At 40.7% G+C, this 25,971-nt stretch carries 20 protein-coding genes; 9 read left to right on the top strand and 11 right to left on the bottom strand.

Annotated elements, in window-relative coordinates; all coding sequences use genetic code 11:
* Positions 1-229 precede the first annotated feature (229 nt).
* Positions 230-1,405 (top strand): AI-2E family transporter, encoded by a 1,176-nt coding sequence (locus LC605_RS05390; protein ID WP_229546538.1) that lies wholly within the window; start codon positions 230-232, stop codon positions 1,403-1,405.
* 140 nt (positions 1,406-1,545) lie between these two features.
* On the opposite strand, the gene LC605_RS05385 is transcribed toward LC605_RS05390, so the two are convergent.
* A complete protein-coding gene (locus LC605_RS05385) occupies positions 1,546-2,877 on the bottom strand; it encodes a serpin family protein (RefSeq protein WP_229546537.1) in 1,332 nt (443 codons plus the stop codon).
* Positions 2,878-3,475: 598 nt separating this feature from the next.
* Positions 3,476-5,071 (bottom strand): S8 family serine peptidase, encoded by a 1,596-nt coding sequence (locus tag LC605_RS05380; protein ID WP_229546536.1) that lies wholly within the window; start codon positions 5,069-5,071, stop codon positions 3,476-3,478.
* A gap of 170 nt (positions 5,072-5,241) precedes the next feature.
* Between LC605_RS05380 and rpe the strand changes: the two genes are divergently transcribed.
* Complete coding sequence (gene rpe, locus LC605_RS05375; RefSeq protein ID WP_229546535.1) at positions 5,242-5,949, top strand: ribulose-phosphate 3-epimerase; 708 nt, start codon at positions 5,242-5,244, stop codon at positions 5,947-5,949.
* 784 nt (positions 5,950-6,733) lie between these two features.
* Here rpe and LC605_RS05370 read toward each other — a convergent pair.
* The 3 genes from LC605_RS05370 to LC605_RS05360 form a co-directional block, all read right to left on the bottom strand.
* The gene (locus tag LC605_RS05370) at positions 6,734-7,204 is read right to left on the bottom strand and encodes a HetP family heterocyst commitment protein (RefSeq protein ID WP_229546570.1); all 471 of its coding nucleotides are present in this window, start codon (positions 7,202-7,204) and stop codon (positions 6,734-6,736) included.
* 1,414 nt (positions 7,205-8,618) lie between these two features.
* Positions 8,619-8,978, bottom strand: a complete 360-nt coding sequence (locus tag LC605_RS05365; protein WP_229546534.1) for a hypothetical protein — start codon at positions 8,976-8,978, stop codon at positions 8,619-8,621.
* 31 nt (positions 8,979-9,009) lie between these two features.
* Entirely contained in the window at positions 9,010-9,213 is a 204-nt protein-coding gene (locus LC605_RS05360; RefSeq protein ID WP_229546533.1) for a hypothetical protein, read from the bottom strand.
* Between the two features lie 174 nt (positions 9,214-9,387).
* Between LC605_RS05360 and LC605_RS05355 the strand changes: the two genes are divergently transcribed.
* Complete coding sequence (locus LC605_RS05355) at positions 9,388-10,620, top strand: DUF4336 domain-containing protein (RefSeq protein WP_229546532.1); 1,233 nt, start codon at positions 9,388-9,390, stop codon at positions 10,618-10,620.
* A gap of 330 nt (positions 10,621-10,950) precedes the next feature.
* Here the strand turns inward: LC605_RS05355 and LC605_RS05350 are convergent, their stop codons facing one another.
* Both LC605_RS05350 and LC605_RS05345 read right to left on the bottom strand, forming a co-directional pair.
* A complete protein-coding gene (locus tag LC605_RS05350) occupies positions 10,951-12,255 on the bottom strand; it encodes a GTPase family protein (protein ID WP_229546531.1) in 1,305 nt (434 codons plus the stop codon).
* Positions 12,256-12,347: 92 nt separating this feature from the next.
* Complete coding sequence (locus LC605_RS05345) at positions 12,348-12,545, bottom strand: hypothetical protein (protein ID WP_229546569.1); 198 nt, start codon at positions 12,543-12,545, stop codon at positions 12,348-12,350.
* A gap of 35 nt (positions 12,546-12,580) precedes the next feature.
* Between LC605_RS05345 and LC605_RS05340 the strand changes: the two genes are divergently transcribed.
* Both LC605_RS05340 and LC605_RS05335 read left to right on the top strand, forming a co-directional pair.
* Complete coding sequence (locus tag LC605_RS05340; RefSeq protein WP_229546574.1) at positions 12,581-12,733, top strand: hypothetical protein; 153 nt, start codon at positions 12,581-12,583, stop codon at positions 12,731-12,733.
* A gap of 73 nt (positions 12,734-12,806) precedes the next feature.
* Entirely contained in the window at positions 12,807-14,090 is a 1,284-nt protein-coding gene (locus LC605_RS05335; RefSeq protein WP_229546530.1) for a transposase, read from the top strand.
* A 54-nt stretch (positions 14,091-14,144) separates the two neighbouring features.
* Here the strand turns inward: LC605_RS05335 and LC605_RS05330 are convergent, their stop codons facing one another.
* Together LC605_RS05330 and LC605_RS05325 are read right to left on the bottom strand one after the other, a co-directional pair.
* Positions 14,145-14,372: an addiction module protein gene (locus LC605_RS05330; protein ID WP_229546568.1), complete on the bottom strand. Its 228-nt coding sequence runs from the start codon at positions 14,370-14,372 to the stop codon at positions 14,145-14,147.
* Between the two features lie 251 nt (positions 14,373-14,623).
* The gene (locus LC605_RS05325) at positions 14,624-17,278 is read right to left on the bottom strand and encodes a PAS domain S-box protein (protein ID WP_229546529.1); all 2,655 of its coding nucleotides are present in this window, start codon (positions 17,276-17,278) and stop codon (positions 14,624-14,626) included.
* A gap of 550 nt (positions 17,279-17,828) precedes the next feature.
* Between LC605_RS05325 and LC605_RS05320 the strand changes: the two genes are divergently transcribed.
* Entirely contained in the window at positions 17,829-18,044 is a 216-nt protein-coding gene (locus LC605_RS05320) for a hypothetical protein (RefSeq protein ID WP_229546528.1), read from the top strand.
* 114 nt (positions 18,045-18,158) lie between these two features.
* Here the strand turns inward: LC605_RS05320 and LC605_RS05315 are convergent, their stop codons facing one another.
* Entirely contained in the window at positions 18,159-18,860 is a 702-nt protein-coding gene (locus LC605_RS05315; RefSeq protein WP_229546567.1) for a rhomboid family intramembrane serine protease, read from the bottom strand.
* Between the two features lie 267 nt (positions 18,861-19,127).
* Here LC605_RS05315 and LC605_RS05310 point away from each other — a divergent pair, with 267 nt between their 5' ends.
* Positions 19,128-21,257, top strand: a complete 2,130-nt coding sequence (locus LC605_RS05310; RefSeq protein ID WP_229546527.1) for a serine/threonine-protein kinase — start codon at positions 19,128-19,130, stop codon at positions 21,255-21,257.
* Positions 21,258-21,677: 420 nt separating this feature from the next.
* Here the strand turns inward: LC605_RS05310 and LC605_RS05305 are convergent, their stop codons facing one another.
* Positions 21,678-23,471: a serine/threonine-protein kinase gene (locus LC605_RS05305; protein WP_229546526.1), complete on the bottom strand. Its 1,794-nt coding sequence runs from the start codon at positions 23,469-23,471 to the stop codon at positions 21,678-21,680.
* Between the two features lie 628 nt (positions 23,472-24,099).
* Between LC605_RS05305 and LC605_RS05300 the strand changes: the two genes are divergently transcribed.
* Together LC605_RS05300 and LC605_RS05295 are read left to right on the top strand one after the other, a co-directional pair.
* Complete coding sequence (locus LC605_RS05300) at positions 24,100-24,864, top strand: PEP-CTERM sorting domain-containing protein (protein WP_229546525.1); 765 nt, start codon at positions 24,100-24,102, stop codon at positions 24,862-24,864.
* Between the two features lie 511 nt (positions 24,865-25,375).
* Positions 25,376-25,879: a hypothetical protein gene (locus LC605_RS05295; protein ID WP_229546524.1), complete on the top strand. Its 504-nt coding sequence runs from the start codon at positions 25,376-25,378 to the stop codon at positions 25,877-25,879.
* Positions 25,880-25,971 lie beyond the last annotated feature (92 nt).

Raw genomic sequence — 25,971 nt, 5'->3', positions numbered from 1 at the left:
TTTATCCCCTTGTTCTCCCCCATCTCCCTCATCTCCCTCATCTCCCCCATCTCCCTCATCTCCCCACTCCCCACTCCCCACTCCCCACTCCCCATTCTCAATCGATTCCAAATTCTCCATAGGGGCTAGTCTAACTCCTGAACTAGAAGGATGAATAAGACTCATATAGTTAGAGATAATAAACTGTAAAGAAAGATTTAACTTAGTTCTATTCCGCAATCAGCTCAAAATGCAGACACGCAAGCTACTCGACTGGTGGCAAACATTCACTCCAATAGTGCGAATCGGGGCGATCGCTCTATTCGTGCCGTTGCTAGTTCTAAATGGTTGGGCACTTTCGGTATTTTTTAATTATTTCCATTCTCTCATAGTCATTTTAGTCGGAGCCTCAGTGCTAGCATTTCTGCTCAACTACCCCGTGAGTTGGATGGAGCATCATGGTGCTAAACGCGAGCAAGTCGCTATCTTAGTATTTCTCTTAGCTTTATCGATTTTATTGGCGTTGGGTGTTACACTTTTTCCCCTGGCCCTTACCCAAGCTCAACAACTGGTGGCTCGTTTGCCGGAGTTAATCGACTCTGGACGCTCTCAGTTAATGATATTAAACGAAAAAGCTGAGATTTTTGGCTTACCGATTAACCTCGATGCTCTGGTAGTGCAAATCAACGATCGCGTTAAAGGACAATTGCAAGCGATCGCTGGACAAGTTTTAAATCTGGCTGTACTCACAGTCACTAGTCTGCTAGATATTTTGTTGACGATGGTTTTGACTTTCTATCTTTTACAGCATGGGGGTGAACTCTGGGAAAGTTTAGTGGAATGGCTACCTGATAAATTTCGCGATCCTTTCTCCAAAACAGTCCGCCTCAGCTTCCAAAATTTCTTTATCACCCAGTTGATTTTATCTACCTGTATGGCCTCAGCCCTGATTCCTACCTTTTTGTGGCTGAAAGTACCATTTGGGCTGCTATTCGGCTTAACTATTGGCCTCATGGCTCTCGTCCCCTTTGGCGGTTCTGTGGGCATCACCCTAACTACACTATTGGTAGCGTTGCAGGATTTCTCAATGGGTGTGAGAGTCTTGATCGCAGCAGTAATTGTCCAGCAAATTCTCGAAAACTTAATTGCACCGCGAATTTTAGGCAGCTTTACGGGTTTAAATCCAGTTTGGATTTTAATTTCGGTGTTGACGGGGGCAAGAATTGGCGGGCTGTTAGGTGTAATTGTGGCAGTACCTACTGCTGTTGTGATTAAGACGGCTTTAAGCGCCTTGCGTCCAGGGAGCCTAAGCAGCGAGACAAACGACAGCACAACTGAGGAGACAACTGCACCCGTTGCAGTAAACGAGTCCCCAAAATCTGATGCCAACAACACATTGAGTATTTCAGAAGCAACATTACCCTAGTACCGCTTTGCGTAATTCGTAATGTCATTTGTCATTTGTAAGGGTTTTAAGCTTATTTACGTTTCGTAACATATTTGAGCTTTTTCGCACCAACGTACTTACTAGAGTTCAAAATTCAAAATCAAAAAATTTGGAGTTTTTTACTGTGGGTCAATGATGGAACCCATAAACAAAACGTTTCCCGTCTGATTATCCCTAATAGCAAAGAAGAAAGGACGGTCAACAATCATTCGGAATGGTTCTGGTTCCTGTCTCAAAGATGTTGTTACTATTCCCACTGAAGTAGCCGCAGCCGCTTCAGTGCCTTCTTCGTTCACTTCGACAAAAGTTTTATGCTTAACTTCGCTAATGGCAAAATTTTTACCCATGCGTGAAAAATTGGCTTTGTTGCTGAAAGCCTCCTCCATCCCTAAAGTTTTTAAGGCGTCGTTGAGTGTAATGTCATACTCTGTTTTAAAGCGGGGTAAACGAATAAACCCTTTTTGTTTGTTGAACTGAGTCATCCATTTTTCCCAGTTCTTAATACTCAAATTTTGATAGAAGGCATTGAGGTTAGAGTTCTGTTTGGGCAGGAATATATAAAAACTGAATTTACCATCTTTGCCGTAAGGTAAACTAACTGCCTGAAATTGGTTACTTTCATAGTATCTATAGTCACCATTTTGTGACATCATCGGGTGCTGTTTTTGCCTGCCAGATGTGATGTAAAAGGGGTATGGAGCGGTTTGATTTTTGTCAAATTCGTTACTCCATTTTCCCTTAAAATATATGGCATTAATCAGAAACAACACTTGATTTGGTTCAATTTTTTCAACTATTTTATTGATTTTGCCGCTAGTATTTTCTTTGACCCAGTTATTGATAATACTAGGTGCGGCGGCATCTTGAAAGTTTAAGTTGCTAACCTTGGCTTTATAGAAATACTGTATTCTCTGGAGGAAGTCTGGCTCAAAGCTAACATCTCGATTTGCCCAAAGTGAGTTAGCAATATTCAGTTGCACTTTCCGATCAGAATTATCTAAAAGCTGCTTTAATGTCGCCGCGTAAGAAGAGTTGATTTCTGGTAGATTTATCCCCTGTAATTCTAGGGTTTTTGCCATTGCTTGTTGAGTCGAGCCGCTAGCGCCGTTGTAGGTCATAGCTAGAGCGATCGCCACACTCGAAGGTGAGATAAAAATATTATTCTCACCCCGATCATTTTTCAGAACTTCTGAAAAGAGTTTGAAGCCAAACTTATTGCTAGACTCAACGATTTTTGCATCAATCTTGAGTGTTTTTTTTTGCAATGGAGTTTCTGGCTGAGGTAAACTAGATTGGGCAAGGGCGCTTTTATTACTATCGACTTGAGAACACCCTAATACACTGAATAGAACAACACTTGCAGCTGCCAGAGCATAACGTCTGCCTAGACTCACACCATAACGTCTTTGCAGGAAATTTTCTTTCGCATCACTCAATTTATGTCGATTCATTATACCACCTCACTTGGCAAAGATTCCCGATCTGTGCTTAGGGTTGACCCAGATACTGTGTCAATGATTAACTATTGCATTTGCTCCAATAGAAAAATGGACTGTTACAGTTTTTGTAACAGCAAATTAGTCGCTCAGAGGAATTAAACACAACTTGTGAGACTTGCTAATTCCTAATTAAGGGGGCAATACAGAAGATTTCTGGAAAATTTTGGTTTTTAAGAATTTTCTGATTTATGTATGAGGGTATTGTAGACTACGTAATCACAAAATAACCACTTCTGTTGGATTTTTATAGATAAAATATCGCGATCGCTCGTACCCCTGCGGGAAGCCGCTACGCCTCTATCTATGTATGGAATACACTCTGTTTTGGAAGAGAGGCTTTGAATCCTACTGGCCCAGGAGTTACGCAAAATCATGAAAAAACGAACCGCAAACGCGAGTGCGTCTCCCCCTGGGAGAAGGACGCAAAGGACGAAATATGCGTTACCCAGAACCCTTGTAGAGACGTAGCAGTGCTACGTCTCTACATTATTTTTGACTCCTATGTCTAATATAGAAGTTTTCTGGAGATACACATCTGTGCTACCCTCTTTCAATTGATAGGTACACTCCACCAAGCTAAACTATAAGGCTGAGTCGCTTCATTGAGTTTTTGACGAAACTGGACGCGAATTTTGTAATTGCCACTGGCAGCAACAGGGCAGAAAATATGTTCTACACTGTCGATTTGGCTGATTGAGGAGCAAACAGCGCTAGCATCTGAACTTTGAGCATCAGCTTTTACCAAGTAGAGGTCGAGATTATTTAAGCCGCGATCGCGAAAATTTTCGCCCACGTCATATTGCTGGTTTTTATTTTTATCGTTGAGTTCCACCAATCGATTCCAACTCAGGGTGAGAGCAACAAAACTTCCCTGCTTTAACGGTTTTGCTAAAATATAGTCAACAGATGCTCCAACATCAACTGTGCCATAATCCCAACCAATAGCCGGTACCGCAGCTGATGGCTGCCATTGACCAGCAATAAATTGCTGATAAGAGCGAAATGCGTTCAAATGTCCCGCTCCCATTTGAGCATCCAAGGGAATCTTTGGATCTTTATAAGCATCAGAATCTAACCAGTTTTGATTTTGTTTATCAATTAGCGTCCGGGTCATTCCCAACCGTAAGCCATCGCCGCTATCTAGGATTTTGTCTGCTGAATTCAGCAATACAGCTTTCATTACTTGATGACGCCGAGCATCGATACTCCAGTGGGGTTGTTTTGTTCGCATTTGTCGGTCAGCAAGTTCTTGCAACACAGCAACAGTAGCTGTAACTTGAGGCGCTGCAAAACTCGTACCTGTAACCTTGTTCAATTTGCCATCTGGATTGAGCAAAGTAATGTTATTCCCAGGAGCAACTAAACTGATAGCGCGACGCCCATCCAGATCAAATTCCCTTCCAGCTAGTCTTCCACTCACACCTTGGTTAACACCCGCCAGATTAGCCACGTCTACTTTGTTAAAAACTCCCCCTCGGCGGGATGAAAAAGCGACGTTAACTCCGTTAAAATTATCTGTAGGAATGGGAATACCGCCCTTACCCTGGTTGCCTGCGATCGCATACAAAACATCATGAACGCGACTAGACCAGTCAACACATAAAGTTAGTAAAGCGTTGCCGTCTAAAATAGCCTCCGGTCTAGGATCGCGGCTCAATGGTTCACCAAAGCTAAAGTTAATGGCACGGACATCGCCACCATTTTGTAGTGCTATGTGTTGTGCCGATAAGCACTCTTCTGGCTGACCCATGTTTTTAGTGGAACCCACCGCCGATGAATACAGTCGCGCTCCGGGAGCAACCCCTGGCAAAGCTTTATCTTGACTCACCATTACACCAGCCACATTGTAGGCGTGAGGGTCAACACCGCTATTAGACTTAGCTGGGCCATTCCGTAAGAACACTGCTGCCAAAGATATGGCACGATTTTTAGACACCGCCTTATCCCACCCAAACATTCCCGGTCGGCCAATTTCCACCTGACCAATAGCAATCTTACGACCGATTAAATTATAAGGAGGTTGGTGTAGCTTCAGAGCATCAATGCCGTTAGTTCCCAGTCCAGATTCTAAAGCTGAAGCAATTACCGGCGCACTTAGACAAGAAGCACTTAATCCCCAAATTATCCAAGTTAGTTTTTTAGTCATTTGTCATTTGTCATTTGTCATTCAATTTTAGATTTGGAATTTGGGATTTGGGATTGAAGCAAAAATCTCAAATCTGTGTTTGGGCAAAATCTAAAATCCAAAAATTATGAGTCTTGCTCAATGTTTTGTTACAATACTTACAGACGAGGACGCTTAAAAACCCACTAGCCATGACCCAAAACCTATCTCAAAAGCCCATTGTCATTTCTCCATCTATCCTATCAGCCGATTTTAGTCGTCTAGGTGACGAAATTCGCGCCGTGGACGCAGCTGGAGCGGATTGGATTCATGTTGATGTCATGGACGGTCGTTTTGTACCTAATATTACGATAGGCCCTCTGATTGTGGAGGCGATTCGTCCAGTTACAACCAAGCCACTGGATGTCCACTTGATGATTGTGGAGCCAGAAAAGTATGTAGAAGGATTTGCGAAGGCGGGTGCAGATATTATCTCCGTACACTGCGAACATAATGCTTCCCCACACCTGCACCGCACCTTGGGACAAATTAAAGAGCTTGGTAAGAAAGCTGGTGTTGTACTTAATCCTGGTAGCCCTCTAGAGCTAATTGAACACGTTCTAGACTTGTGCGATTTAGTACTAATCATGAGCGTCAACCCTGGTTTTGGTGGTCAAAGCTTTATCCCCGGTGTATTACCAAAAATCCGCAAGTTGCGTCAAATGTGTGATGAACGCGGTCTTGACCCTTGGATTGAGGTGGATGGGGGACTGAAGGCAAATAATACCTGGCAAGTTTTGGAAGCTGGAGCTAATGCGATCGTCGCCGGTTCAGCTGTATTTAATGCTAAGGATTATGGTGAGGCTATTACAGCAATTCGCAACAGCAAGCGCCCTACCCCAGAATTAGCCAAGGTTTAATTTTTGGATTAAATATTCTCTATAAAAACAAGGTGGGCAAATTGCCCACCTTGTTTTTATTTACACATAAAAAAACTGGAAGCTGTTTAAGTTTTGAACTTCCAGTGGTTGCTATATAAATCGAAAGTTTAGCAACTAGAAATAATCCAGGTTGGGAGGACTAGGATTACAATAGTCGCAAGAGAAGCGTATGAGCTATTAGTTCTACCAGCCACGACAACGATTTCACCGTAACTTTTCTATTTCTGTTCCTGGGATTGATGTTAAGCGTTTGCAATATTTAACTAAAGCAACACCAACCACAAAACAGGAAGTTTTATAAGCATTACTCGCACCGTCTGCAGTCGGTGAAAGCTGTGTAAAATTTGGATTGGGGGAATCCACCTCCCCAAATTATCTTTCCTCAGCTCAGACTTCCTCAAAAATAGAACCACCAATTAGAAACGGTTAAATTATCTGTCTTGGTGTAGATGTTATTTCCTCCATGAAATGTCGATTACTTTTGTAATCAGTTTGATTGATTTCATAGTCAGAACTAATGATTGATTTTATGTTTTAAGATTAACTTGCTTGCCAATCACCTCTATTTTAGTTGAAGTTGTAGTTGTTATTATTTTACCAATCTCGTAAGTATATCTTTGCCATTTTGGCAGATTTTTGTAAAAAATTATCCAATCAATGACTGCTATAGAAAACCTGCCATGCTATAAATTTTAAATTAGCATAGCAGGCTCTCAGACACTCAATGGAGTTTAGGGCGGAATCTATTGATTCAAAATACTTTTTAATTGAATCCACAGGATTTGAAGGAAACGTCTTGAGCTTTTTCTGGTTTTAATGGTGATTTGCTTGATTGATGTTCGTTAATTTGCTGTGTCAATCTCTGGTCTAAACTACCACTACGGATTTCTGTTTTTTGCTTTCCGACTACTTCCAGATAAGCTAGGTCTTGAATTTTGCTCAAGCAGCTTGATGACACATTACTATCAGACCTAGAATCATTAGTATGTTTCAGCATTTTTAGATTTTCACTTTGCTGTTGTTTTGTCCTGTTCGCTTGGGAGTTTTCTTTCAGTAATCTATTGTAGGTGCGGTATGGAATGTAATGAAGAGGATTATAACCAGCAAATCGTAGCATTAAAACACAGGCCCAGGAATACTTTCCAGCAAGAATAGCTTCAACTACTTTGTCAAATTGTTGAGCCTTGACTGTCTTATCTAAGTTATTACTAATGCCGGCAATGTCTTGATTCATCATAGTGTTTAGTTATCTGGGATGAAGTAAACTAGTTTAGTTTCTGCGATTGTTGATGTTTCAATTGAGGTGTTTTTGTGTTCTTATAGTATTTCCTAGTCTGTTGAGGTACTGAGGTAAGAGCAATTCATGAATTCCTCCGACAACGGTCTTTGGGACTTTCAAGAAATAAATTATCCAAATAAACGAACCACAGAGGCGCAGAGAACACGGAGAGAGAAGAAATAGAGATAATTTTTGCGTCTGTTGTGGGATGTTTTTTTATTTGGAAGTCCCTTAGCTCACTCAACTGGCAATCCCCATAAACTTTCTCAACTCATAATTCAATAAAGTTTCTTTGTTCACACGCCTGTATTTCTTCTTACTGGCTAATTAAGCATTCTCCGGCAAATTTCTAGATTTTTCAGATTCATATATAAAATTTTTTATCTTTTAGCGTTAACAATGCCATTGGTACTTATACTATTTTTTGTCGTTAATCTCATTTACTGAGTTAGCAGATTTATCAGTAAAACTTACGGAATATATTTCGATATTTGCTTGCGTAATGTGCAAGTTTTACTTTTGTCCCCCTTTGCTATTTTATGAGGGGTAAGACCCCTCACCCAATCTCAATTTAAAACCTTTATTATTGTCGAGGCACTAAAAAATATTACCATTAACTATGATGTAAAACAACTTATAAAAATAGAGAATAAAAAACGTTCACAGCCATAGTATTGAAGATATTTTTTGAATATGTTCAATTATAAAATGATAGTTGTTAGCCTTGTATTTCTTGATTTGCAAGAGCTACGGCTTTAGCGTCTTTAAATAACATCACTGTAAACTGATCATCAATATTTAATGTTTATCAGCTATTAATCGTAGATAGCACAGTTTTTAAATCAAATTACTGGTTGGCAATAACATTATAGGTAGTTTTAATGTTCATCAAGTTAATGAAGTAAAACAACCCATGAAGGAATGATTTTAATAAAATATATCTAGCAGGTTAAATTTAGACAAAATTCTCAAAATCAGTAATATAGATAAAGCGAATTAACACCAAATATTACTAAGTTGATTCAGCAGTAATTTCTCTCTCTATTAATATCTAGCAGATTGATAAATTTGAGATTAAAAATACAGTGGCAGTTAGGCTAAATCGTAGTAAAAATCACCAATTGCCATGAGTTAGTGATGAGCGTTTTTCTCAACAACAATACCTCGGTGTAGAACAAGCTAGCTTCAAACTCTAGATGCGAAAGCTACGCCTTGCCTATGGCTGGATCAGAAATTAATATGCGATCGCCTTTAACTCTCCAGACAACTACATAATAATGAATTTATCTCTTAACATTACTGAAATTTTCCTTCGTTTCCGGAAACACTCGCAAAATAAAATCACATCATGTCCACATAATTAGTTATGCTAACCACAGTCATTGCACTCCACCCCCGACCTCTCCCCGATGTTCGCTCCTCTTCTCCCAGATCTGGGAGAAGGGGTTGGGGGATGAGGGCAATTTCCAGTCATCTCTATTAGTAACTGGCCAAATAAAATTGATGATTGATCATCTAGAGACTGATCCAGAGCTATTAATTCTACTGCTAGCTGTGTAAAGCCTCTTCTGATATCTGATTGTTTTGCTTCAATCACCAATAGAGAGTTAGATTTATGTAAGTAATAATCCAAAGTACCTTTGAGCTTTTCATCCACATAAAGTGGATACTCACTATATAGTTGAGCTTTTGTCTGATCGCAGATTTCAGCAAGGATAGGAGCAATCATAAATTCTCTGATTGATATCTCAGCCGTTGGGTTAAAAAGCTTTATATTGCGCTGTAAGTCCTGTTTGTAAAAATTCTAAATAGCTAATATCAGCAAAATATCTTGGGAATTGTAGCTCTGTGCGATCGTAGCCATACTCAAACTCAGCGACTATATCTATTGTTGGGTTAGCTAACAAAAAATATTCACTAAAAGTATAACTTTGCTCAGGGGTTATAATTTTATATTTGCTCATGATTTTTATCGTGAATGCTCTACATTAAAGATATTACGAATTACGAATTACGTTAGCGTAGCGGGGCGTAGCCCATTACGAATTGGTATTATTATCTCAACAATTTGCTAAACTCCAACTTTGGGGATAGCAAATAAAAACAATTTGCTCAGGGAATTTGGAGGGGGTCGTAGAGTGGCTGATGATGAACGCATAGTCAATGGGCAACAGATACATCCAAAAGACTTTTCATGGAGATTATGGCCTGTTGTGCCACTTTACCCATATGGCAAACGGCGAACAATCCGTAAAGAAGTGCTTAAGGACACAATCTGGAATTTTGACCAGGTTCAGGGCATTTTCTACGTTGTTGTACCAATTCGCATGACTGTGGTTAAGCTCGAAGCTGGGGGTCTTCTCGTTTATGCACCTGTTGCACCAACCCCAGAGTGCATCCGGCTTGTGAATGAGCTGGTAGCAGAACATGGCAATGTTTTGTACATCATCCTACCAACTATCTCTGGTATAGAACACAAAGTCTTCGTCGGCCCCTTCGCCAGATGCTTTGAGACTGCACAGGTGTTTGTGGCTCCCCATCAGTGGAGTTTTCCACTAAATCTCCCCCTTAGCTGGCTTGGTTTACCCCTAAAACGAACTCAAGTACTCCCGGAAGATAGTAGCAAAACCCCCTTTGCTGATGAGTTTGATTATGCGATGCTAGGCCCCATCGACCTTGGCCCTGGTCGGTTTGCGGAAGTTGCTTTTTTTCACAAGCGATCGCATACTCTTTTAGTAACAGATTCTGTGCTTTCTATCCCAGAAGATCCACCTGCGATCGTTCTATTAGATTCATATCCTTTGCTATTCCATGCCAAAGATCATGCTTATGATATTGTTGCAGACATTCAGGTAAGTCGCCGTCAGGGTTGGCAGCGCATCTCGTTGTTTGCTTTGTACTTTCAACCCAATGCACTAGATATACGTCAATGGAGTCAGGTGTTGCAAGATGCCCTGAAAGCACCAGAACGCTCAAAGAAAGCTTATTTTGGATTGTATCCCTTTAAATGGCATCGAGATTGGCAGCGATCGTTTGATGCTTTGCGGGGGAATGGACGTTTATTTGTCGCACCAATTTTACAGACGCTGATTCTCAACCGCGCACCGAAAGAAACTATTGACTGGGCTGATCAAGTTGCTAGTTGGGACTTTGAGTGGATTATTCCTTGCCACTTTGATTCACCAATTAAAGCCCAAGGGCATCAATTTCGCCAAGCTTTCTCTTTTTTGGAAAAGCAGCCTGCTGTCAGTGGGGGTTTGTTCAGCAGTAGTAGCTATCCTTTACCAGAAGAGGATTTTAAAGCACTTAGAGCAATTGATGCAGGTTTAAATAAGTTTGGCATTGTGCCATCAGCAAAGGAAAAAGTGTAGGAGAAACAATATAGCGCAATAAGTAAGTCGGCAAGAATAAACCAAACTATATTACGAAACGCAAATACACCTTAAACCCGTTATAAATCAATACGCTTGGGTTAAGGATAATTGTAGGTTGGGTTGAACTTTAGCGTTACCCAACAAACCCCGCTCTTCGGTTGGGTTTCGTTCCTCAACCCAACCTACGCAATACAAGGTTTTTGACGCTAACCCAAGCGTATTGCGTTATAAATGACCAATGACAAATGACAAATGACCAATGACCAATGACAAATGACAGCCTTAGCCAGTTAGCTTTATTTGCGTCGCTCTACTTACAGTTACGAATTATTTTTTAAACCGTTCTTGGGCGGCTTGAAATGCTTCTTGCATCACCAACTGAATTTTTTGGGGATCGGGTTTCTTACCTCCCATTAAATCACCAAAGTAAACGCAGGCTGCTTCCCCTAGTGCCCAGGTATAGGCGGCTGCCCAAGAGGCTGCGATCGCACTACCCAAACCTGGTATAAATTTAATTAACTCCCGTGCAATGGCCTGTGCTAAAAAACCACCGGCGATCGCACTCACAACGCCTCCCGCCTGAGATGGAGTAACTGTCTGTCCATATAATTTACCCAACAAACCCACCATTGATACTTGCAAGGCAGTGAGTACGGGCATTGTCGCAAATGGCAGAGGTACAGCAGCCAGAGTGGCAGACATAATTGCAAATGGCAAAATATAACGGCGTGCAGCATCTCGGTAAAGGTTACCAAGTTGCTTCCCAGGTTCTTCTTGATCTAATAGCTGATAAATCGCCTGGGCTTCTGCTTGTGGGAGTAGTTCTGCTAAGGAATCTCGCAGTGCTTCTAAGCCATAAAATACCGGATTATAGCCATCTTCTTCTAGGGTAAAATCAATGAGTACAGAGCCATCGCTTATTCCTGCGAAGGCTTGCTGCATTGCGGCAAATGCGCGGTTGACTTCCTGATAATCTGGTGGATAGGCAGGATGATCGGTGGTATCGGCAGGATAAACTTCATGCAAGCAGGTAACTACCAACAGACAGGGAATGTCTGGATACTGCTGGCGCAGCTGTTGAGCAATTTGTCGTAGCGTGTCAGTTGCAAAATCATTGATTTTGACGGTGATAAGGAGGATTGTAGCGGATCGAGTCTCCTTGTTTAAATCACCAACTAATTCCTGAATGATTAATTGAGTATCTTGTTTAACATCACCAAGTCCGACACTATCCGTAAAAACCAGTAACGGCAGGTCATTGGAAGGATAGGCATAGCGCTGGGTGTGTTGCGTGTGCGGACGAAATCCCTGACCGACAATTTCGGCAGAAACTCCCGTCAATCCCCGGACAATGGAACTTTTTCCGGCTTGGGGTTTACCAATTAGCAGCGCTTCTGTGGTTGGCAATTCGGCTCGGATTTTCTCTAAAATCTCTGCAACCTGAGTTTCGCTCACACTAAACCATTCAACAACTGTTTGTGCCACTTGTTCTACGGGTAAGAGTTGCGTTAGACCTGTTGCTGCTTTGTTCCAGACACCAGCAATGTGGTTTCTCCAGGAATTATCGACCGATTTGGTAGTCGCTCCATCGGTCGGTTCACTCAATTGGTGAGAATCATCTTGCTCAGTCATTTCCATGAAAACGGTAGATAGAATTCAAAGTAGATCCTGTCTATATTTATCGTACTGGCAAACTTGGTTCAGTTTAGCTCAATTTACTCATCCTAAAGTTCAGTTTCTTCACCCGATGGTTTATCTTTAACACGCTCTTTCCAGTATCCTGGTTCGCGGCTACAGTGCATCACCGCCAAAATTAAAACGTAATCTTCCTCAATGGTGTATAAAATTCCATAGGGAAATTTGCGCGTTAGACATCGACGAATGTCTTCCTCAACAACAGCCCAGCGAGTCGGTGAGTGGATGATTTGGAAAATTACATCCTCAACTGCATTAATAAATGCTTGTGCTAATTCAACTCGACGCTCTGCATGAATTAATGCAAGACTTGGTGGCGATAATTACTAGCTTTGCAGCACGATTATATGGTCAGCGCCGGGCAAAACGCAAAACCGAAAAAATTGTGGAAGCATTAAATTCTCCAACAGATTAATTACGTTTTGTAGTCAAACATATCTGACTGGCTCTGTAGTGATAAACTAATTTTAATGCCAAAGTTGATCAATATGCGTCAAGTTGAAAAGCACGTAATCAAGGATGGACATGAGTGGTTTGATTATTGCGTTCGTATTACTACGGTTTCCCGACAGCTTTATAACACTGCTCAATTCACACAACGTCAAGGTTTTTTCTATGGGTGGGGAACACAAACATTAATCTGCTTAGACGCTTTATTTAAACAAAACGAGAACTACAAAGCGATGCCAGCCAAGGTAGCCCAACTCGTATTAAAGCAAAATGCAGATGCGTGGATTGCTTATTACAAAGCATTGGCAGCCTATAAGCTTGATTCAACTAAGTTCACAGGTATTCCAAAGCCACCTAATTATCTTGAAGATAAAAACTTAGTTAAGTTCAATAATCAAGCGATTGGTAAAAGAGAATTTAGTAAAGGTTCAGTTGTTCCATCAATGTCACCAATCAGGATTCCGGTAAAGCCTGGACTAAAGTTTGAGGACTTGTGTGAAGTACGAATTATCCCAAAAACTGGATGCTTTGTTGTTGAAGTAGTCTATGAAATTCTCGAATCGTCACAATTCTTTTGTAGCTTGAATCCTCATCTCAATGCAGCAATTGATATTGGTTTAGACAATCTAGCGACCATTGTTTTTAACGACCCAACAATACAACCAATTATTGTAAATGGTAAACCATTGAAATCAGCAAACCAATTTTACAATAAGCAGGTTGCCAAGTTTCGAGGAATTCTTGCCAAGGGTAAAGGCAAATCAAAGCGAATTGCAAACATCGTTCGTAATCGCAATCAATTTGTAGATTCATATTTACATCAAGCCACAAAAAGGATTGTGGATGAGTTCAAGTCTTTTGGCGTAACCCACGTATCTATAGGGAAAAATGAACAATGGAAAACCCGGATTAATTTAGGTAAGCGCACAAACCAAAACTTTACTCAAATACCACACGCCAAATTTATCGAGATGCTGACTCTGAAATTAGAAAGAGTCGGTATCACCGTCAAGGTTGCAGAAGAAAGCTACACCAGCAAGAGTTCTGCCATTGATTGGGACATCATCCCAACTTATCAACCTAACAAGAAGATAAAACATATATTCTCAGGAAGACGTGTCAAACGTGCGTGGTATGTCAGTCAAGACGGTTTGAAGATTCATGCCGACGTGAACGCATCTTTCAACATCGGCAGAAAAAGTAATCCTGAAGGTTTCGACTCTATCAAGTCTATTCTAAGGGATAGGGGATGTTTGGTAGTACATCCAAGGCGGATAACTCCACTATTTAAGCGTGTCCATGCTGAAAGTAGGGTTGCTTAAACCTAAATTGCAAACGTCTGACTATATTTGACTATGTGATTTGGAACTATTTCATTACTCCAAAAGTTGTCTTATCCTAGCTAAGGCTTCCTCTCCAGGAATGGGTTTAATTGCACCACTACGAACTTCATCTCTACGCTTCTTGGCTTCATTTGTCCACAGTGTTTGAAGTGTTTCGTCTACATCAAATTCAAGACTTTCAACCAGCTTTTCTGCCAACAATGCTCTCGCTGCACTGGGCAAAGCTAAGGCTTCTTTCATGACTTGCTCTACAGATACCATAATTCCTGAAAGCATAGGGACTATCCAGAGTCTAGCAGGAAAGCAGTAGACATGGCACAACACTAAGTAAGTTGGCGCGAAAAAATCAAAGTATGTTACGAAACGTAAATAGCCTTAAAATGTTTACTAGTGACCAATACTTCGACTTCGCTCAGTACAAGTGACAAAGGACAAATGACAGCCTTAGCCAGTTAGCTTTAATTGCGCCGACCTACTTAAAGTGATGCACAGCCGTCGGAGGCTTACCTGTATCATGTTGGTTGAATCAAATCAGCGATCGCCTTGACCAATGCATCTGGATCTACTGGTTTGGAGATATGCATTTGAAATCCTGCTGCTAGTGCTTGCTGCTGATTTATTTCCCCTGCATAGGCTGTCAGAGCGATCGCTCTGACGCGTCCTCCTTGTTGGGGCGATCGCGCCCTGACTTCACGCATCAGCATATAACCGTCTGTCTTTGGCATTCCAATATCGCTAATTAAAACATCTGGTATGGACTCAGACAGCGCTTGTAATGCTTCCTCTGCTGATGCTACGGCGGTTACTTTCACACCGTAATCTTGCAAAATAAAGGTAACTAAGTCGCGGATATCTAGTTCATCGTCCACCACCAAAATTTGAGTGTTTGGAGGGAGTGGGGAATCAGGCGCACAAGCTGAACACTCATTCTCCTCACGCCGAACCTGTTCACTTCTGACCAAAAGCGGTAGTTCAACAGTGAAGGTTGCACCCAATCCTTCTCCAGGACTTTCGGCTTGAACATCTCCCCCATGCATCTCTACAACCTTACGCACGATCGCTAATCCTAAACCTAATCCACCAAATGTGCGTGTAGTTGTGCCATCAGCTTGGCGAAAGTAATCGAACACGTAAGGCAAAAAGTCTGGTGGAATTCCTTTACCTGTATCGCTGACCTGAATTTGAGCCAATTTACCAGCTTCCATGAGGCGAATTTCTACCCGTCCTCCTATTGGTGTAAATTTTACTGCATTGGAGAGCAAATTCCACACAACTTGTTGAAGCCGATTTGGGTCGCCCATCACTTGTCCCAAATTGGGATCAAATATGGTCTGAATTTGAATTGACTTGGCTTGTGCTGCTAGTTGTACTGTCTCTAGTGCTGCTTCAACTACCATTACTAAGCTGACTGGACAGATATTCAAGTTTAATTTTCCCTGGAGGATGCGAGACACATCCAACAAATCTTCAATTAGCTGGGTTTGTAATTGGGCGTTGCGTTCAATGGTTTCCAAGGCGCGGCTAGTGGTTTTTTGATCAAAATTACGAGTCCGCAAGATTTTCGACCATCCCAGGATGGAGTTGAGTGGGGTTCGCAGTTCATGGGAGAGAACCGCCAGAAACTCATCTTTGATTTTGTTGGCGATTTCTGCTTGTTGGCGTGCTGTTCGTTCGCATTTGAGGAGGCGATCGCATTCTTTTTCAGCTGATTTGCGATCGGTAATATCTAGTAAAAAAGCAACACCATTATCCTGGGAGTCATTCAGCAAGGCTATCCCCAAAACAATTGGTACTCGCTTCCCGTTGCGGTGGAGGTACTCTTTCTCATAAATTTTGGAAACTCCAGTAGTTTGCACTTCCAAAAGGGCGCGATCGTCTAAATGCTTATACTCCACAGGAGTAAGTTCTCTCCAATTAATTCTACCTAAAGTGGCAAACTCATCACGAGTGTAGCCAGCTAGTTGAAGAAAGGCATCATTAGCATCAATAATGAAGCCATCCATAGTCCAAAAAGCGACACCGATTAAGTTCGATTCAAACAAACGCCGAAATCGCGCTTCACTTTCACGTAAAGTCTTTTCTGCCCGTTTGTGTTCGGTAATATCGCGACAAACAGTAATTACACCTTCAATAGTTTGGTTGGAATTACGTAATGGTGTGAGGATGTATTCATAATAATGCAATCCATCGGCGGTAAGATATTTACACTCATCCTTAATTGGCTGCCCAGTTTTCATTACAGCTTGTCGTTGATTGTCTACCTGTTCTACAAGGTCTGTGGGGAAATCCAGTTCTTGCAAAGTTTTTCCGATAATATTCTGGGGCTTTAAACCTAGTACAGTAGCTCCATCACGACTTACATACTGATAGCGACCTTTCTGATTAAAGATATAAATGTGATCGACTGATGCAGTCAGGATGGCATTTAAAACATTTGCCTGTTCTTGGACTTGGCTCGTTAGTTCGCGAGTACTTTCTTCTGCCTGCTTGCACAAAGTAGTTTCCATACAAACTCCGATCATTCGCACTGCTTGTCCCTGAGCATCATAGATAAATTTTCCCTTGGCAGAAATCCAATGTACACTTTGATCTGAGCGAATTATGCGAAATTCATCGTTGTAGTCAGTCTTTTGTCCTAGAGCCTGGGCGATAAGTTGCATTACAGATTGCTTATCTTCAGGATGAACGCACTTCTGAAACGCCTCATAAGGCCCGTCAAAACTACCTGGAACCACACCAAAAAGTAGTTCATAATTTTCAGACCAGATGACTTTATTGGTAGCAATATTCCAATCCCATAAGCCCATCTGGGAAACATCTAGAGCTAGCCTGAGTCTTTCTTCACTCTCCCTCAGCGAGAGTTCTACCTGCTGCCTTTGTGCAATTTCTTGTTGAAGTTGGCGTAAAATTACTGCCACATCGATGGGCAAATTCAAGGCTGTGGATGTCCCCTCTTCAAGATGACATTCCGTATCATCCTCAACAACTTGAGTCTGGGGATTTTGTCCTGCTATTGCAAGTTTTATTTCTAATTCTGTTAATTGCTCCTCAAGAGCTGCTTGCTTTTGTTGATAACATATTTCTGATTGCTCTAACTCAGCTACACGCTGCCGGAGAACTTCTAATTCATCAGTGAGTTGAAAGTTAACTTTATCAACATTTTGCATTTTGCACACCGCTCACAACTCAACAATATCCATTTGAAGAGTAGGCATCCGTTATTTTTATAATTATCGATTTTTCGGCTAACAAATGCAATCCATCAAAAGGCACATAAACAATTCAAAATTCACAATTTAAACTATTACCATAGCAATCATCCTGACTATTAACTGAATATTTGATTAAGCAAAGACAATTTAGACATTTCAGCCAAAAGGCATATATAAGACAATACAGTTCAGTTAAGGCTAAAAACTAAATCTGGTGTAGGTTGGGTTGAGGAACGAAACCCAACATTATCGAGACTTTGTTGGGTAACGCTTACGCTCAACCCAACCTACTATTCTCTTAACCCAAGCGTATTGATATAGGACTTACGCAAAAACCCTCTCAAACTCTCATTCCTCCGTGAACTCTGCGTTCTCTGTGGTTCGTTTTCCGTTCCCTTTGCGTAAGTCCTATGATATATAAGACTTTTCTCGTTAAGTCTTAAAAGGCTTACTCACAAAGGATTTGGATCAAGTACAGCAGATAGGGTACAGTAATTAAAATTGGGTGCTAAAGGTAACAAATTATGTTGGACTGGTGGGAAAAAAAATTTTGCGACTTGCGAGGAACGGCGATCGCCGATTGAATGAGCGTGCAATGTCGATTGGTTTTGCTTTAAGTCAAGGATTTGGCAAAGGACTGTCAGAAATGTTTAATGGGGAAAGGATACTCAAAAGGGCTTATGAGTTTTTGCCAACTCAAAAGTGGAATTTTCCAAGCTAATCGAACCACACTGTCAAATGACGGCGGAAGAGGATATCTTGAACATCGACATAAAACTCCTATTGGTATCCAAGTACTGTGGCGAGGTTGGTTAAAACTGAACTGTATTGCTATTTATCTCTTAAATCGGATGAAACCTGCACCAATCAATAATCCTACAACCTGCCCCCAGAAGACAACGCCCGATTGATTTACGCCAAGGGGGGGAATATTTAAACTGCCAATACCATAAAATAATTGTTGCCCAAACCACCAAAATATATAGAAAAAAGCTGGGATTTGCATGGGAATATACAAAATTATTAGCGGCAAAATTGTGTAAATTTTAGCTTTAGGAAACTTGATAACATATGCTCCTAAAATAGCTGCGATCGCACCATTTGCCCCAATTAATGGTATTGTCAAACTCGGTTCAACCAGAATTTGTGCTAACCCGGTTATCACACCAGCAGCCAGATAAAAAGCGAGATAGCGTCCGTGTCCTAGAATATTCTCTACAGTCTTGCCAAAAACCCACAAAAATAGTAAGTTTCCCAATATTTGACTAAAACTGCCGTGCAGAAATATCCCAAAAAATAGTGTAAATATGCGCCAGATTACAATTATCCAAGCAGCAGAGTTGTTGAAGAAGAGAGCATCGGTAATTGCCGCACTAATCTGCGCTGGAATCACACCCCAGGTATTGACAAAATAGCCCAATCCACCACCAAATTCTAGTTGAAGCTCCCAGAAAAAGACAGCTAGGTTAATAGCAATCAGCCAGTAATTAATAATCGGCTTACTTCGACAACGAATATTATCACTAATAGGAATCATATTGAATAGGGCATTGGGCACTTGTACCGAGCGATCGCGTAGCGTATCGTAGAGAAGTCGTTGGCGCAGCCTCTCCAAGAGTTGTATTGGGCATCCCTTCTGGTGCGTCCCGCTCTTAAGGGCAGAGCAAGTGAGCATTGGGCATTGGAGTATTAGTTATTCTTTCTCCCTCATCCCCCTCATCCCCCTCATCCCCCTCATCTCCCCACTCCTTAACCTGTGGCAAGATTGAAATCAGATCGCATCGCACTTAACTAGGCAAACGAGATGCTGGGAAACACACTTGTAGGAAGATACCAAATTATTAGTAACTTGGGAGGTGGGGGTTTTGGTGAAACCTTTGTGGCTTGTGATACTCAATTACCCGGTTCACCTCCATGTGTCGTTAAAAAACTTAAACCCCAGGCAAGTGATCCAGTAACTTTGGAGACAGCTAGGCGTTTATTTGATACAGAAGCACAAGTTCTATATAAATTAGGAACTCACGATCGCATTCCCCAACTTTTAGCTTATTTTGAGGATAATGCCGAATTTTATCTCGTACAGGAATTGATCGAAGGTCATGACCTGAGTGAAGAATTAACACCAGGCAAAACCCTCAGTCAAGACCAAGTAATTTCACTTTTACAAGAACTTTTGACCATCTTAGAATTTGTCCATCAACAGAATGTAATTCACCGTGACGTTAATCCCCGCAATATCCTCAGACGCCAAGATGATGGCAAATTAATTTTAATTGATTTCGGTGCAGTTAAACAAATTGCTACTCAAGTCATTAATCCTGAAAGTCAAACTATAGCTACCGTTGCTATAGGTACGCCTGGATATATTCCTGGAGAGCAAGCTCATGGTACACCAAAATTAAGCAGTGATATCTATGCTGCGGGAATAATTGCTATTCAAGCTCTCACTGGATTATCACCAGAGGAAATTGTCAAAGATGCTGATACTAATGAAATTATCTGGCAGAATCAAGCCACGGTAACGCGAGAATTCGCTCAATTTTTAGATAAAATGGTGTGCTACGACTTTCGGCAACGCTATTCTTCGGCAAAGGTAGCATTACAAGCGCTCAAAGAGTTAACACAACCACCTGCCCAAACAATAGCATTAACTCCTATTTATCCACCAAAAAATATACATAACCCTCAAGTAAAAAAAGGTATACTGGGTAAAATTTTACTAGCGATATTTTTAATTGGTGTTAGCGGTGTAGCATCAATATTTATTTGGAATCACATTAATTCCAATAACGCCATAGAATTATCCAAACAAGGAAATACCCTTTTTGATTTGCAACGTTATCAAGATGCGCTAGCAGTATATGAAAAAGCCGTTGATGTTAGACCCGATTATGCTCAAGGCTGGAATGGTCAAGGCAAAACATTATACAAATTAAAAAAATACAAAAAATCTTTAGCTGCCTATGACAAAGCAATTCAAATTCAGCCAGGTTATTTTGAAGCTTGGAGCGGACGAGGCTTGGTATTGGCAAGTTTACAGCGATATCAAGAAGCGATCGCCTCTTTTGACAAAGCCTTACAATTAAATAATGAAAACTCAGAAGTCTGGAATGCTAAGGGTGAAGCTTTCAGTAATTTAAACCAATATGACCAAGCAATTAAATCTTATGAAAAAGCGATTGAATTCAAACCAGATAATTACAAATCTTGGTACAAAAAAGGATTAGCTTTACAGAATTCTAACCAATATGAAAAAGCGATCGCAGCCTACGAAAAAGCTGTTGAATTCAAACCAGACTACGAGCAAGCTTGGTATAATTGGGGGAATGCACTAGTCAATTTGCAACGCTACCAAGATGCATTTACAGCTTATGACCAAGCCGTAAAATCCCAGCCAAATTATTATCAAGCTTGGTTATCAAGAGGTAATGTACTGCTCAATCTGAAACGTTATCCCGAAGCAATTGAATCTTTTAATCAAGTAATTAAATTAAATCCCAGAAACCATCAAGCATGGTACAATTTGGGTTGGTCGCTGCATCAAAATCAACGCTATGAAGAAGCAATAAAATCTTATAATAAAGCAGCATCCATTAAGCAAAATGACTATCAAGTATGGTATAATCTCGGCAATTCCCAATATATATTGCAAAAATACGAAGAAGCGATCGCGTCTTATAATAAGGCAGTTCGTTATAAACCAGACCATTCCGAAAGCTGGTATAGCAGAGGCAATGCCCTATTAAATTTGAAACGCTATCAGGATGCGATCGCTTCTTACGATCAAGCAATAAAATACAAGCCTAATTACCAACAAGCAATAGATGCTCGCAACCAAGCCCAAATTCAACTGCAAGGTGAGAAACCAAGACCTGTAATCGTGCCAATTATCCCAATTCCTAATTCCACAAATCCACCGCAGACAACACTTTAAGCCAATAGGGTTCAGTTAAGGATAATCGTAGGTTGGGTTGAGGAACGAAACCCAACATTTTCGGTAGTTTGTTAGAGGTAGTTTGAAGAGAGGCTTTGAATCTTACTCCCCAACGCTAGTAGGGAAGGGGCTGGGGGTTAGGTCTCTATTGCACCCAAGTGAGAAGCGCTATATAACCCAATACGGTTCACAAAAGGGCTGAAACTGTTTTTTTTTACGAACCACAAAGGCGCAGAGAACACAGAGAGAAGAGAGAAAGAGAAGGAGGAAATGCTTAACCCAAGTGTGTTGCTATATAACCTGTTTTCAGTCGTCTAAAGACGACTTTCGCTATTAGACTCAGAATGAATTCTGAGGCGGGCTAGATGAGAATGAAATAGCCCTCTGCCTTCAACCCAACCTAATTACGAATTACTAAAACTACCGAATATTCACTTCTTGCAGGTAATTTACTTCCTGAAGATATTCAACCCTAGTAGCTGACTTTTTAGGAACAAATGAATTTGTTCTTTTTGCAGAAGCTACCTTTTGATGTTTACTCAGCACGCGTTGTTTTTGAGTATACTCATTCAATTTGACTTGAGCTTGAGCATAAACTAAAGTATCGTTGGGAATATTTCTCAAAAATTTGACGGCTCGATTAAAATTACCAACAGATGCTTGTTTATAGGCTTTCTGTAAAAAATAAGCTGCTCTGATCTGCCGCTTTCGATTGTACTCAGCCAACTTGTCTTGAACTAAAGCACCAACATGACTTTCTTTAGGAATTTGACGCAGATATTGTAATGCAGCAGAAAAATCTCTAATCTCGGCACTTGCGTAAGCTTTTGCTAATAAATCTTGCGTCTGTGCTTCAATGTTGACAGATGCTTGCGGAACTAATTTATCTGTTTTACGTTGCCAATATAAAATATTTGGAATTTTAGCAGCAGCATCAATAACATCTGACCATCTGCTTTCATTCAAAGCTGTTTCAGCTATTTGGTATTGCTGTGCAGCTACTTGCCATTGCTCTTGCCATTCTTCGATTGTCGCTTGTGCTTCTGGATAAACACTGCTGTGGGAAGGGATTGATTTAACGAGTGCGATCGCCTCTTGTAAGTCCCCTCCTTGATATTCTTTTGTCGCTTGATATAAAGTATCTGTTTCTGAGTATGCAGGTGAATTATTAACTAAAGAGTAGACACCAAATCCCATCACTAAAGAATTAGCCACCAGTCCTACTTTCATTCCTGTTAATAACGGAGATGATTTTTCGGATGTCGGATTTGGAAAATAATTATCTTCAACCGTCGCTTCTAAGGAAAATTCAGAATCTTCTTCTAATATTTGTGATGGCTGAGTTTCCCATACCATTTGTTTAAGTACCCGCAGCACCTCACCCGCAGACTGAAAGCGGTCTTGGTAATTGTAGCGGATCATTTGGCTGAGAACAGCAGCGAGATAATCGTTAACTGGCGTGTTTGGAGAACGCCAAAAAATTTCATTAGTATAAGGATCAGCTTTTAATTGTAGTGGCTCTAATCCAGTTAAAGCCTGGATGGCAATCATACCCAAAGCATAAATATCACTGTTGGGCTGTGTTTCACCAATAAATTGCTCTGGCGGTATGTACCCCAATGAAGTGACAGGAATTCTATAAATAGGCAATTGCACACCTATGCCAAAATCGATCGACTCGATTGAGCCAAAGTCAATCAAAACTAATTTGCGTAGGGCTTCGCCCTTGCCGTAGGCATCGCTACTACGTCTAATTAAGTTTTCCGGTTTGATATCGCAATGGATCACTCCTTGAGAATGAACAAATTCTAGAATACCTAAGACATCTATCAGAAATTCTACAACTTTCCTTTCAGTCCACAGACACCCCGACCCTTGATCAATCGGTAATTCCGCCGCCACCGGATGTCCTTCAATACACTCTTGCACTAAATAAAATTGCTCGTTTTCTTCAAAGCAGGCGATGAATTCAGGAATTTGGTCATGACTTCCTAGAAGCTTGAGAGTTTGAGTTTCACTCAGAAACAGTAACCTCAGCATCTCCAAGTAGCCGGATTCGCAACTGCTAACCTTGATCTGCTTAACAACGCATTTGCGATTCTGTGGATCATCTACGTCTACAGCAATGTATGTTTGTCCAAACACCCCTGCATCCAGGCTTTGGATAATTTGATAACGCCCTTGTAGTAATTTACCGATTATGTGGTAGGTCATGACCTGGTTACTCAGTAAGTCCTTTTATTTAGTTTTTCTGACATTTCCTCCTGTTTCCGGAATCATTGAAGAATACATTTCCCGAATTTAACTACTTAAATCCAAACTGGATTCATTGCAGTAGTTTTACTTAAAAAAATCGGATAATTTTTTGTAAAAATTTATTAATCGTATCAAGTATTAATATTACGATTTCTTTATATAAAGAATAAAAAATTTGAACCTGAAAAGCTATTTTGTCTAGATGTAATTTGAAAGCCAAAAATTAAGAAATAATAAAGTTTATGTAAATTTTCTCTGAAGCTTATGTGTTATTACTTATGATTGTGTTCATTGCATTATAATACTGCTCAACAGCAGCATTGTTTTATTAATTCGTAGGGAATTCTCTGCGCCCCTTTGCGTTTACCTTTGCGAACCTACCCTGCGGGAAGGCGAACGCGAGTGCGTCTCCAAGAGTTGCGCCTATGCGTTTAAATTTCAACCCTCAATTGGCCACGATTTTATGCAAAGCTATACTTAGTTACTCTTAATTTTGGAGCAACTGCGTCCTTTGCAAAACAGTGATTGCATAGGAGAAGTTTTTGCGAATTTCACCTAAATAGGTTCGATTTTAGAGGGATGTCTCATGAAAAACTGTTACAAATTGGCAATTACGGCTGCTATTGTTGGATTCGGATTAGGAACGCTGAACGTAGCGCAAGCAGCAACTGTCAGTTTGAGTAGTTCAAATCAAGGTTGGTGGGCTGCTGAAGACGGACTTAATGGGCCTAATACTAACGATAATACTAACTATCTAACTGGAAATATACGCGGAACAGATTTGCGTAACTTTTTTACATTCGATCTTGGTGCTATCACAAAAGTTTCCTCAGCAATCCTGCAACTTCAAAGATTTGAGGGTTCAGAAAATGGAACAAAAACCCTAGATTTTTTTGATGTTTCAACACCTGCTGATGTACTAAGTCAGAAAGTTAATAGCCCCAATAACATTATATATAGTGATTTGGGAAGTGGTAAAAATTATGGAACTTTTGAAGTTAGTAGTTCTGGCAGATCAGACGAAATTCTGAGTTTTGCTCTCAACTCTCAGGCAATTACAGATATTAACACCAGAAGCGGGCAATTTTTCTCAATTGGAGGTGCGCTTCTGGGTGATCTTCAAGAAGATTATCTCTTCGCCAGTAGTGATGATGGTAGGTTGGCTAAACTTCTGATTGATAATACCAATTCTCAAACCACAAGCAAAGTCGAGAGTGCTGATTTCAACCAGACTGATACCGTTTCAGCCACTGTTCCAGAACCTCATACCATTGGCGGGATAGCGGTTGCTGGTGTTGCAGGTTGGTGGTTAAAGCGTAAATACAAAGCGTCCCCATCGAGTTTACCCTAGGCGACAGAGAACCAGTAGCCAGTTAAGTTTTTCCCACTTTCCAATGTTTGTTGTTAAACTTGTACTGAGTATTTTTTAACTCTTAATTAAAAAGCAATTACTTAATTGCTGTCAGATACAAAAATCTCTGAGAATACAGTGATAATTCAATTGCTAATTTTTCGCCTACCCCCTTTACCTAAGTAGGTCGGCGCAATTAAAGCTAACTGGCTAAGGCTGTCATTTGTCATTTGTCCTTCGTCATTTACAAGGGTTTAAGCCTATTTACGTTTCGTAACATATTTAGGTTTTTTCGCGCCAACTTACTTACATTGTCTTGATAGTATCTTTAGATTATCGCTTAATTGTAAATGTGAGATAATACACTATATCGTTGTTGATCATATAATGCTCAGTATTACAGAGGAAAAGTCATCAAATTTACCCGCCTAACACTTTTGAGTCAAAAATAATACGGTAAAATAACTGAATATTGCTCAACAACTTTTAAAATCAAAAGCAGGATTTTTTAATGATCAGCTTAAGTAGTTCGGAAAACAGTACAGTTAGCAGCATAGCAGCCACTAAGAGGCTGGCAAGGGCGATGATGGTTTCTGGTGGAGAGTTTTCACTGTTATTAGCGTGTTGCAACTCTCTTCAAAAGCAAGAACAAGTGCTGAATTTGTTAACAGAATTTTCATCAGCAGATATCCATGAAATTTTGCTCTCACCTGCGGCTGACAAACTGTACACAGCTATTACAACTGAAATTGGTGTTACTCAACCCGAAGCTTTGATGGTAAGGGGTTTAGAATCTGTAGTGGAAATTAACCAACTAATCATCAGTACCAACATCATGCGAGATGAGTTTCGCAAACAGTTTCGGTTTCCCTTGGTGTTGTGGGTCAATGATGAAATTCTGTGCAAGCTAGTCTGGCTAGCCCCCGATTTCAAAGACTGGGCAGCCAGTACTATTAGATTTGATGTACCTAACAATCAGTTAAGTAGAGCGACGCAAATAAAGCTAACTGGCTAAAGCTGTCATTTGTCATTTGTCCTTCGTCATTTATAAGGGTTTAAGGTGTATTTACGTTTCGTAATATAGCTTGGTTTATTCTTGCCGACTTA

Origin of the sequence: Nostoc sp. CHAB 5836 (assembly GCF_020829445.1) — a bacterium.
Lineage (GTDB): Bacteria > Cyanobacteriota > Cyanobacteriia > Cyanobacteriales > Nostocaceae > Nostoc.
This window is presented reverse-complemented; position numbering and strand designations above follow the sequence as displayed.